This window comes from Salmonella sp. SAL04157 (assembly GCF_046551635.1).
In the GTDB taxonomy this organism is placed as follows: domain Bacteria; phylum Pseudomonadota; class Gammaproteobacteria; order Enterobacterales; family Enterobacteriaceae; genus Salmonella; species Salmonella enterica.
Map to the genome: position 1 here is coordinate 52,343 of NZ_JBGDVS010000004.1, position 11,856 is coordinate 64,198.

The 11,856-nt window shown below is 56.4% G+C and carries 7 protein-coding genes; 1 reads left to right on the forward strand and 6 read right to left on the reverse strand.

Annotated elements, in window-relative coordinates; translation table 11 throughout:
- Nucleotides 1–18: 18 nt before the first annotated feature.
- On the reverse strand, nucleotides 19–1,440 hold the full coding sequence (clcA, locus tag ACLJRE_RS10085; protein WP_000845430.1) for a H(+)/Cl(-) exchange transporter ClcA: 1,422 nt from the start codon (nucleotides 1,438–1,440) through the stop codon (nucleotides 19–21).
- A 169-nt stretch (nucleotides 1,441–1,609) separates the two neighbouring features.
- On the opposite strand from clcA, the gene hemL reads away from it, so the two are divergent.
- Nucleotides 1,610–2,890, forward strand: a complete 1,281-nt coding sequence (gene hemL, locus ACLJRE_RS10090) for a glutamate-1-semialdehyde 2,1-aminomutase (RefSeq protein ID WP_000045249.1) — start codon at nucleotides 1,610–1,612, stop codon at nucleotides 2,888–2,890.
- A gap of 84 nt (nucleotides 2,891–2,974) precedes the next feature.
- On the opposite strand, the gene fhuB is transcribed toward hemL, so the two are convergent.
- From fhuB to mrcB, 5 genes are all read right to left on the reverse strand, one after another.
- Nucleotides 2,975–5,014 (reverse strand): Fe(3+)-hydroxamate ABC transporter permease FhuB, encoded by a 2,040-nt coding sequence (gene fhuB / locus ACLJRE_RS10095; RefSeq protein WP_115399617.1) that lies wholly within the window; start codon nucleotides 5,012–5,014, stop codon nucleotides 2,975–2,977.
- Between the two features lie 14 nt (nucleotides 5,015–5,028).
- A complete protein-coding gene (fhuD, locus tag ACLJRE_RS10100) occupies nucleotides 5,029–5,919 on the reverse strand; it encodes a Fe(3+)-hydroxamate ABC transporter substrate-binding protein FhuD (RefSeq protein ID WP_001205359.1) in 891 nt (296 codons plus the stop codon).
- Complete coding sequence (fhuC, locus tag ACLJRE_RS10105) at nucleotides 5,919–6,716, reverse strand: Fe3+-hydroxamate ABC transporter ATP-binding protein FhuC (protein ID WP_023212429.1); 798 nt, start codon at nucleotides 6,714–6,716, stop codon at nucleotides 5,919–5,921. Before fhuC ends, fhuD begins: the two co-directional genes overlap by 1 nt.
- Nucleotides 6,717–6,764: 48 nt before the next feature.
- Nucleotides 6,765–8,954, reverse strand: coding sequence for a ferrichrome porin FhuA (gene fhuA / locus ACLJRE_RS10110; RefSeq protein WP_023212430.1), 2,190 nt, complete (start codon nucleotides 8,952–8,954; stop codon nucleotides 6,765–6,767).
- 292 nt (nucleotides 8,955–9,246) lie between these two features.
- Nucleotides 9,247–11,766 carry a bifunctional glycosyl transferase/transpeptidase gene (gene mrcB, locus ACLJRE_RS10115; RefSeq protein ID WP_000918126.1) on the reverse strand — a complete coding sequence of 840 codons (2,520 nt, stop codon included), beginning with the start codon at nucleotides 11,764–11,766 and terminating at the stop codon, nucleotides 9,247–9,249.
- Nucleotides 11,767–11,856: the final 90 nt, after the last annotated feature.

The window sequence follows — 11,856 nt, forward strand, 5'->3', positions numbered from 1 at the left end:
AATACCCTGGTAATTCGTTCAAGTATTCTCGCCCGCAGGCGCATTCTGGTTTTTCGCCGCCTGTTCCGCATCCTGCTTCGCCAGAGTGCGCGCCAGGATGGTTGAGTATAACGGTTTCCCGCCCAAAAACTGGGCTAATAGTGTCGCGCCAAGACAGGTGATAATCATTGGCAAAATGAGCTGATAGTTATCGGTCATCTCCAGCACCAGCACAATCCCCGTCAACGGGGCGCGCACCGACGCCGCCATCAGCGCCCCCATCCCGGCAATCGCAAAGGTACCGGCCTCCAGGTGATACTGAGGGAAAAGCACTGCCGCCGCCATACCGAAGGCCGTACCAAGCAGCGTTCCCAGCGCCAGCATCGGGGCGAAAATGCCCCCCGGCGCGCCGGAAGAAAAGCAAAGCAGCGTCGTGACCACCCGGGTAATAAAGATGAACAGCAGTAGCCCGACGCTAAAATTACCTGCCGCGGCGATAGGAATAAGGTTAAATCCGCCGCCTGCCGCTTCCGGCTCAATCAACCCCAGAATACCGCACAGGCCGCCGATCGCGCCGCCCATAAGCACCCATTTTTTAATTTCGCCGCCATGAAAGCGCTGAAACATATCCTGGGTACGCAGCACCAACGAATTAAATACCGGCCCGACGCAGCCAAAAATAATACCGAGGATAAGGTATAACCACAGCGTGTTAACCGGCGCATCAGACAGTTTGCCGACTTCAATAATCGGCGCTTCGCCGTTAAATATGCGGAACACAATGCTCGACATGATGACGCCGGTAAACACCGCTTTAATCGAAATCAGGTTGTAGCGAAACTGCGGGCGCATCTCTTCAATAATAAACAGGATACCCGCCAGCGGCGCGTTAAACGCCGCAGAGAGCCCCGCCGCCGCGCCGGTCGCCAGCAACGTATGCCGCGCTTCGGCGCTGCGCATACGAAAAACATCCAGCACCATGCGCCCCAGGTTGCCCCCGATTTGCACCGTTGGCCCTTCGCGCCCTAACACCATTCCTGCGCCCAACGTTCCCATCCCGCCGATAAACTTCACCGGCAACACGCGCCACCAGCGCACCGGACGTAACTCCTCCAGCGCGCCTTCAATTTCCGGGATACCCGAGCCGCCGGCTTCCGGTGCAAATTTTCGCACCAAAAAATAGCCGACCATCGCCAGTAACGCCGAAAGGATAAAGGCCAGCGGCCAAAGCAAAAACGCATGGTCCGCGACCTGAACCAGCGCGCCAATGCGCATGTTTTGTACCCAGGAAACCGCCTTTTCAAAGGCGACGCCAACCAGTCCGGTAAGCGTGCCGACAACGGCCGCCATGAACAGGATGGCCAGCGGCGTTTTATCCCGCTGCATTAACCGGCGAATCTGATCTCTGCGCCGTAAGCGCACAATTTGCTGAGCTAAAAAGGTGGAAGTGTCTGTTTTCATCAGAAGATCATTAATTGGTAATACAAATCTAAAGTCGGCATTCTACTCGCCAACGCCGTGAAAATCCCCTGCAAATCGTATTGTTTCAAATGCGTAAAACTTTCATAACCTTCTCTGAATAACTTAGAATAGCGGGTATTCACTTTTTCTACGAACCAGGAATCTTTCCATGAGTAAGTCTGAAAATCTCTATAGCGCGGCCCGCGAGCTGATCCCCGGCGGTGTGAACTCCCCTGTTCGCGCCTTCACTGGCGTGGGCGGCACCCCGCTGTTTATCGAAAAAGCGGACGGCGCGTATCTGTACGATGTCGATGGCAAAGCGTATATCGACTATGTCGGTTCCTGGGGGCCAATGGTACTGGGGCATAACCACCCGGCTATCCGCAATGCGGTGATCGAAGCTGCGGAGCGCGGTTTAAGCTTCGGCGCGCCAACCGAAATGGAAGTGAAAATGGCGGAACTGGTCACCAACCTGGTGCCGACCATGGACATGGTGCGCATGGTGAACTCCGGCACCGAAGCGACCATGAGCGCTATTCGCCTGGCGCGTGGTTTTACTGGCCGCGATAAGATTATCAAATTCGAAGGCTGCTACCACGGCCACGCAGACTGCCTGCTGGTCAAAGCCGGTTCTGGCGCGCTGACGCTCGGTCAGCCGAACTCACCGGGCGTGCCGGCAGATTTCGCGAAACATACGCTGACCTGCACTTATAACGATCTGGCGTCAGTGCGCGCGGCGTTTGAACAATATCCGCAGGAAATCGCCTGTATCATCGTCGAGCCGGTGGCGGGCAACATGAACTGCGTCCCGCCGCTGCCGGAATTCCTGCCCGGTCTGCGCGCCTTGTGCGATGAGTTCGGCGCGCTGCTGATTATCGACGAAGTGATGACCGGTTTTCGCGTAGCGCTGGCCGGAGCCCAGGATTACTACGGCGTCGTGCCGGACCTGACCTGTCTGGGTAAAATCATCGGCGGCGGGATGCCGGTAGGCGCGTTTGGCGGTCGTCGCGATGTAATGGATGCGCTGGCGCCGACGGGCCCGGTTTACCAGGCGGGCACCCTTTCCGGCAACCCTATTGCGATGGCGGCCGGTTTCGCCTGCCTGAATGAAGTCGCCCAGCCCGGCATTCATGAAACGCTGGATGAGCTTACCACCCGTCTGGCGGAAGGTTTGCTGGAAGCTGCCGAAGAAGCGAATATTCCGCTGGTCGTCAACCATGTCGGCGGCATGTTCGGGATTTTCTTCACCGACGCTGAGAGCGTAACCTGCTATCAGGACGTGATGGCGTGCGACGTTGAACGCTTTAAGCGTTTCTTCCACCTGATGCTGGAGGAAGGCGTGTATCTGGCGCCATCGGCGTTTGAAGCGGGTTTTATGTCGGTCGCACACAGCATGGACGACATTAATAATACCATTGACGCCGCACGTCGGGTGTTTGCGAAATTGTAAAGGATGAATTGCCGGGTGACGATTACCCGGCCTACATTCTACGCCGTAGGCCGGATAAAGCATTTATGCCGCCATCCGGCAAACTCAGCGGCTCTGTTTACGTAGCAAATAGATAAAGTACGGCGCGCCAATAAAGCTTGAAAGCAGTCCCGCCGGGATCTGATACGGAAATAGCGCCATCCTGCCGCACCAGTCGGCAAAGACCAGTAAAACGCCCCCTGCCAGCGCCGAGATGACCATATGCGGCATCGTCCGGCGAAAACCGAGCATCCGCGCAATATGCGGCGCCATCAGTCCAACGAAACTCAGCGGCCCAATGGTCATCGTCGCGGTTGCCGTCAAACAAGCCGCCAACGCCAGCAGCGCGATACGCGACGGCGTAAGCGCCATGCCCACCGCGCGCGCGGCATCGCCGCCCAGTGGCAAAATCGTTAACCAGCGGCGACACAATGGCACAATTGCCAGCAAAATCACCATTACGATCGCGGTTCGCGTAACCTGCCCGCCAGTGGCGTTATAGGTAGATCCTGCGATCCAGGTCAACACTTCCGCCATCCGCGGGTCGCCGCTCGCCTGGAGCATCATTAGCAGCATGGTAAACGCGGTGCTGAGCGCCATCCCCGCCAGCAACATCCGTTGCGGCGAGAAACCGCCGCGCCCGGCGGCTATCATAATAATCAGCAGTGTCGCCGCCGCGCCCAGGCTTCCGGCGGGCAGTAGCCAACCGAAGGCATTCCCCGGCACCAAAAACAGCATCAACACCACGCCAAACGCGGCTCCGGAACTGATCCCCAGCACTTCCGGACTGGCCATTGGGTTACCGGTCAGACGCTGAATAATGCAGCCCGCCACCGCCAGCATGACACCCGCCATTAACGCCGCCAGTATCCGCGGCCAGCGCCACGGCATCAGTTCTTCAAGCAGCGTTCCGCTCGCCCACGTCCAGCCGTGCGCATCGCGACCAAAAGAGAGCGCGCCCCATGTTGCCAGCAGCAGGAGCACGCCACCGGCAACGGCAAAAGCGAGGACATGCCGACGTTCCGCCGCCACACGATCGCTGGCGTTCATATCCGGCGCGCTCATGCTTTTAAGCCGCGGCAGCAGCCACAGGAGCAGCGGCGCGCCGATTAACGCCGTCACTGAACCGGTGGAGACCTCCATCCATACGCGGGTGAGCCAAAGGATAATCTGATCGGATAGCCACAAAATAAGCGCCCCAATGAGCGGCGCCAGCATCAGGCGCGCCAGCAGACGTCTTGCGCCAAGCATTTTCGCCAGCAGCGGCGCAAACAGGCCGATAAAACCGATAATGCCCACCGCGTTGACCAGCAGCGCGCTCAACACAATCGCCAGCGACAGCGCCGCCAGACGCGCTAACGACAGCGCCAGCCCCAGATTACGCGCAACGCCGTCATCCAGCCCCATCAGCGTCATCGGACGTAGCAACAATAACGTGAGCATCACACCGCCCAGCAACTGCGGCCACAGACGCTGCACGCCGCTCCAGTCGGTTTGCGTCAGCGTTCCGGTGCTCCATAAAAACATGCTTTGCAACTGATCGTGGTGGAAAATCACCAGTAACTGGTTGATTGCGCCACAATAGAGGCTAACCACCAGCCCGGCGAGGATTAGGGTCACTGGCGACAGACGTTTGCCCCACGCCACGCCGAACACCAGCGCGCCGACGATACAGGCTCCCGTCAGGGCGGCAAACTGCGTCGCCAGCGCGCCGGGAATCGCCCATAGCGTAGTCACCGTGATCCCCAATTGCGCGCCGGTCGCCACGCCCAGCGTGGTCGGTTCCGCCAGCGGGTTACGCAATACTTGCTGGAACAGGACGCCTACCAGCCCAAGCCCCGCGCCCACCAGCAGCGAAATCGCCAGTCTTGGCAACAGGCTGTAATGAAAAATCATCTGCTCAATGATGTCGATATCCGGTGACCAGATAGCCTGTTGCCACTGGCTGCGCGGTAGCGCAACGGAGAAGTTAACCGATGTCAGCCAGCAGGCGGCAACAAACAGCGCCAATAACAGCAACGCCGGATGGCGGCTTCGCCTTATCCGGCCTACAAAGCACCCGAACCGTAGGTCGGATAAGGCGTTTTTCGCGCCGCCATCCGGCATTTCACGTTTTCTGCTCACGCTTTGCCTCCCAACACGTTATTCAGGATGCGGACAAAATGCATCGTGGAGAGGGTCGCGCCATAGAACCAAACGGCGGGCACCCGGTGAAAGCGCCCGGCGCGGACAAACGGCATGGCCTGCCACAGCGGCGTTGCCATCAGCGCGTTCATATCGGTGCTATTCCCGTGATCGAAGCAGATCACATCCGCTTCTTTATACATCGCCAGCCGATCGATGCTGACCGCCGTACTGCCCCAAAAGTTGGTTTCACCCTGCCAGGCATTGACGATGCCATACTCGTCCAGCACCTCCTGGAACAGGCAATTCGGGCCGAGCACCAGCATATGCCGCGGATCGATAAGCGTCGTCATCAGTAACGGACGCCCCCCGCGGCGGATAAAATGCGGCTTCTGGCTGGCGATGAAGCGATCGTATTGCGCCAGATGTTTTTCTGCCGCAGCTTCCAGATTCAGCGTCTGCGCCAGTTCAACCAGCGAGCGTCGGGCCACCGCCAGCGGCTTTTTGCCGTCGCTAAAATCGAACCCGCGCCCCGGCGCGATCCGCGCCAATTTTTCCGGCGAGGGTCCGTAACCTGCCGACCAGACCATAAACGACGGCTTCATCTCTGTCAGCAGTTCGAGATTGGGTTCAGTGCGAAGACCCACATCAATCACCGAATCCGGTAACGGCGGTTCGCTAACCCACAGCTTATAATTTGGCACGTCCGCCACGCCATAAGGCGTAATACCGAGCGCCAGCAGCAGCTCAACCGGCAGCCACTCCAGCGCCACAATCCGGCGGGGATCGATAGCGGCAGCCTGCGCCGTATTCATTTGCCACAGCAGCGGCGAGAGCGCCATCGCCGTTAATAAACGGCGGCGAGTAAGAGGATATAAATCACGCATTAATACACAAAACTCACAGGTGCCGCGCCCGCCGGATGCGGAAGGATACCCATCGGGATACCGTAAATCTGTTCCAGCGTGTCACTGCGCATCAGTTCCGCAGGCGTTCCTTGCGCAATCATTTCACCGCCGCGTAGCGCGACTAAATAATCACAGTAGCGGGCCGCCATGTTGATATCGTGCAGCACCGCAACCACCGTCAGCCCGCGCTGCTGGCTTAAACGATGCACCAGCGCCAGCACGTCAACCTGATGGGCGATATCCAGCGCTGACGTCGGCTCATCCAGCAGCAGACAACGGCTGTCCTGCGCGACCAGCATGGCAATCCACGCGCGCTGGCGCTCGCCGCCGGAAAGACTGTCTACCAGACGATGCGCCAGCGGTTTTAAGCCGACCAGCGTAATCGCCTCGTCTACTTTTTCCCGGTCCGCGACGCCAAAGCGTCCCAGCGCGCCGTGCCACGGATAGCGGCCAATCGCTACCAGTTCGCGCACCGTCATTCCTTCCGCCTGCGGCAATTGTTGAGGCAGATAGGCAACTTTGCAGGCAAACGCCTTGCTGCTCCAGCTCGCCAGCGGCTGATTGTCGAGCAGAATATCCCCTTCGGAAGGCGGCTGATGGCGGCCCAGCATTTTTAACAGCGTGGATTTACCGGAACCATTATGGCCGATAAGTCCGGTGACGCGACCTGCGGGAAACGTTAACGAGAGAGGGTGTAAAAGCGTGCGGCCCGGCACACGAAAGGCGACGCTTCGCAGCGCAAAGGTGGTATCGGAATGAATGTGGTTTTCCTGCATCGCAGCCAACTTGTAAAACGGGCACGGCAAGCCGTGCCCAAAAAGAAATTAGAAACGGAAGGTTGCCGTTGCAACGACCTGCCGTTCTGCGCCCCAGAAACAGCCGTAGGTCTGGAAGCAGCTGGCGACGTATTCGCGGTCGAGCAGATTATTAACGTTAACCGCAATGCTGGAGCCCGCCATACCAAAACGCGCCAGATCGTACTTGACGACCGCATCCATCACCGCTGCGCTGCCTACCTTGAAGCTATTGGCCGGATCGCCGTAACTGGAACCAATAAAACGACCGCCTGTTCCCAGCGTTAAACCTGACAACGGACCGTCGTTGAAGGTGTAATCGCCCCACAACGACGCCATGTGTTCAGGCACCTGCTCTGGCGTATTCCCTTTCAGATTAGTGTCTTTCGTGTATTCAGCATCAGTATAAGTGTAAGACGCCGTCATATTGATGTTAGCCGTCAATGCTGCTTTGGCTTCCAGCTCTACACCTCGCGCACGAATTTCGCCTGCCGGCACCTGCGCTAATGGGTTGGTTGGATCGGCGGTCAGGTTATTGGTTTTGGTCAGCTGATAAACGGCACCCGTAACAACAACCGGCATGTCTTTCGGTACATATTTCACCCCTGCTTCATATTGCTCGCCTTTTGACGGCTTGTAAGAAACGCGTGGGGTGCTCCACAAATCGAAGGCGCTTGGCTCGAAAGATTGGCTATAGCTGAAGTAAGGTGAAATTCCATTATCGAATACGTAGTTTACGCCACCGCGCCAGGTGAACTGGTGGTCATTACGTTCAATATATCCTTCTGTCGACGTAGTGGAATTCTGACGCACCGTTGTCGCTTGTTTAGACCAGTCATAGCGGCCGCCGAGAGTAAATACCCACTTATTCCATTCCGCCTGATCCTGAACATAGAGGCCTGTTTGTTTACTTTCGTTCATCTGGTACGGCTCAGCGCCGCCGAAAGCAAAGTATTCAGGATGGTAATTGTTATAGAGATCGATTGACGGCGCGCTACCAAACGTCGCGTTAATATCATTACGCATACGCATGAAATCGACACCCGTCAGCAACGTATGATCAATATCGCCGGTCGCGAATTTACTTTCCAGTTGTGTATCTACGCTGAAATTCTGTAAACGCTCGTTGTCAACGATAGTACCGCGGTTAAGCGTATGGCCGTCCGCCGCAATCCCCGTGCCATAGACGCTTTTTTGCGCGGTTTTCATTTCGACAAAACGTAAATTCTGGCGCACGGTAAAAGTGTCGTTGAAGCCATGCTCGAAACTGTATCCCACCATTTTCTCGTTACGAGAATAGGTGTTGTTTGACGCCCCTTCGTTGAAATCCGTTGGCAGACGTTTACCATTCGGTAATGGTTCAACCGTTCCCTCTTTCGGCAGCCATCCGTAGTAGCCGGTCTCTGGTTCGTTCTGGAAATAAGAAAGGAACGTAAAATTCGTTTTCTCATCCGGACGCCAGGTAAAAGAGGGCGCAATCGCATAGCGCTGCGACTCAGAACTCTTTTGCTGTTCGTTTGTCGAACGCGCCAGTCCCGTCAGACGATATGAGAACTCACCGTTGTCATCCAGGGAATCACTAAAATCAAAACCGGTCTGGAACAAATTGTCCGTCCCCATTTTGAATTGAATTTCTTTCAGCGGCTCAGTAGTCGGCCGCTTGCTAACCATCGAAATGATACCGCCCGGGTTGCTCTTACCGTAGAGAACGGACGTTGGGCCACGCATCAACTCAACACGCTCAAGCATGTAGGGATCAATAACCGCATCGTTGTAGAAGTTCCCCTGCAATTTCAGGCCATCCAGATAATTATTCTGGCTCAGGCCGACGGAAGAAAAGCCACGGATAATCACGAAGTCATAGGTATTGGAAGCGCCGCGGCTGCTTACCGTTACACCCGGCGTGTAACCCAACGCTTCTTTTACTGACTGGAATTGATGCATCTGCATCTCTTCGTTAGTGACCACCGAAACCGACTGTGGCGTTTTTTCGATAGGTGTATCAGTTTTGGTGGTGGTGGCGGAACGCTTCGCGGCGATGGTCGGAGCCGGTCCCCAGGCGCTTTCCTGCGCGGCAGGCGCTGCGGTTACGGTAATGGTTTCTTCTTTCGGTTGAACCGCCGCCTGTGCATAGACAGACATGCCGCTAACCGCTGTGGCTACTACAACTGCGATTTTACGCAGTGAGGAGTTTGGCTGAGCAGTTTTAAGACGCGCCATTGGTATATCTCTGATGAAAGTGAATGATAACGTAAACGATAATTATTATTATAACCGCAGCATGATAGGCGAAATATCGTCGCAATGGCAAGCGATACGCGGCCCTACGAAAACTAAGGGGTTAAGAAACAACCAGATGAAAAGGAAGGGTTAATAAATTAGACTGAAATGTTATTTATGGAGGATTTGCCGGATGGCGACGTAAGCGTCTTATTCGGCCTACGTCGCACATAATGGGGTCGTAACGGTGTAGACCGGGTAAGCACAGCGCCACCCAGCACTATTACCGTGATTAATTGCCGCCGAACATCTCCTTAATCCAGCCGGCAACGCCGTCGCTCTTCTCTTCTTTCGGCGGCTGTTGCTGCGCAGGCTGCTGCGGCTGAGACGACTGATCGAACGGATTGCCTGACGGCTGCTGTTGCTGCATCATCTCGCCCTGCTGGCACAGCGTATTTGGATCGTCCGTCCAGACCGGCAGAGTGCGCATACCGCCGCTACAGACAAAATTACCGTCGTAATCAACGCCCATATCTACCACATCTTCCGGCGGCGTCAGAACTAAAGGCGTCGGCGTCTGGTTCGCCAGATAGCGCTGGTAAATCGCCATCGCGCCGCTGGCACCGTACAATTTCGTCGGCTGGTTGTTATCACGGCCTACCCAGGTGATAGTCACCTGGCTGCCGTCGATACCGGCAAACCAGGTATCGACATTGTTGTTTGTCGTCCCGGTTTTACCCGCCAGATGCAGACCCGGATATTTCGCGCCAAGCTGACGCCCCGTACCACGCTGGACGACCTGCTGCATTGTCCATAGCGTCAGGTAAGCCGCCTGTGCCGGTACGGCGCGTTCAGCTTGCGGATAACTTTGGTACAGCACCTTACCATCTTCCGCAATAACCGAACGCAGCGCTGATAACGGCGCGCGATTTCCGCCGCTGGCGATAGTCTGGAACGCTTGCGCCACTTCGATCGGCGTCAGGTTCAGCGCCCCTAACAGCATCGCCGGAACCGGATTGAGCTGATCTTTCGGCACGCCGAGCTTCGTCCAGGTATCGGTTACCGCCGGTAAACCTAACGCCATCCCCAGATTGACCGTCGGTACGTTCATTGAGCGAGTTAACGCATCCACCAGCATCACTTTCCCGCTTTCGCTGTAGCGACGATCGTCGTTCTGCGGCGACCAGACCTGACCATTCGGCTGGCGCAGAGAAATCGGCGCATCGGCAATCCAGGTGTTCAGACGGTATAAGTTCGGCTGACTTAACGCGGTCAGATAGGTCGCCGGTTTCGCCAGCGACCCGATGGAACGGCGCGCCTGCATGGCACGGTTATAGCCGGCATACTGCGGCTCCGCCCCGCCAACCATCGCGCGCACCTCGCCGCTAAAGCGATCCACCACCACCATCGCGGTTTCCAGATCGCTCAATTTACGCTGCTTCTTCAACGCCGGAATGCCTTCGACAACGGCTTTTTCTGCGGCATCCTGCGCCACGGAGTCAAAGGTGGTGAAGATCTTCACGCCGGAGAGATCTTTAATTTTATCCCCTAGCTTCGCCTGCAGTTCCTGACGAACCATCTGCATAAACGCTGGCTGCGGTGAAATAACGCCGCCGCGCGGCTGTACGCCAAGCGGACGTGCGCTCAGCATGTCATAGAGTTCCTGATCGATGATTTTCTGCTGCTGTAACAGGCGTAACACCAGGTTACGACGCTCCAGCGCCAGTTTCGGGTTGCGCCACGGGTTATAAATCGACGCCCCTTTTACCATCCCCACCAGTAACGCCTGCTGATCGAGGCTCAGTTCCTCTACCGGACGACCAAAGTAATACAGGCTCGCCAGCGGAAAACCGCGAATTTCATTGTCCCCGCTTTGACCGAGGTAGACCTCGTTCATGTACAGCTCAAGAATACGATCTTTACTGTAACGGGCATCCATGATCAGCGCCATGTAGGCTTCATTCGCTTTACGCCAGTATGATCTTTCGCTGGAGAGGAACAGGTTCTTCACCAGCTGCTGGGTCAGCGTACTGGCCCCCTGCACCGTGCGTCCCGCCGTCAGGTTGGCCAGCACCGCACGCCCGATAGAGTAAAGACTAATGCCATCATGCTCATAGAAATGACGATCTTCCGTCGCCAACAGCGTATCGACCAGCAGATCCGGGAAACCGCTGCGCGGGACGAATAAACGCTGCTCGCCATTTGGCGAAGAAAGCATGGTGATAAGCCGCGGATCGAGACGGAAGAAGCCAAACTGGCGGTTGTTATCCAGATTGACGATGGTTTCCAGACGCCCGTCACTGAACGTCAGCCGCGCGCGCACCTGCCCTTCTTTGCTGTCCGGGAAGTCAAACGGACGACGGATCATCTCAATGCTATTGGCCTGCACGGTAAATTCGCCGGGACGGGTCATCTTCGTCACCAGACGATACTGCGTCGCTTCCAGCAATTTCACCATCTCGTTTTTGCTGACAGGCATGTCTGGCTCAAGGTTCACCATCCGGCCATATACCGCCGCCGGAAGCTGCCAGACCTTGCCATCAATACGGCTGCGGATTTTTTGATCCAGATAGACGCCGTAAATGGCGAACAGCACCACAAAAACGATAAACAGTTTTAGTAATAGCCACAGCCAGCCGCGCTTGCCACGAGGCTTACGCCCTTTGCCCTTACCTTTACGCGGCATCGGTTCTTCATCCTCATAGTCATCATCATAATCGTCGTCATGCTGCCGACGACGGCTCACCTTTTGTTTCACAGGACGTGACGGTTTCCCCTTACGTCCAATCGGCTCGCGGTCATTCCCCGCCATGCTTTTTCTCCGCAACATACAGGCGCAAAGGCCCGATTCTCTATTCTTCCGCCAGACGACAGAAGAAGAAATCTCTCAATTTACCCTTTT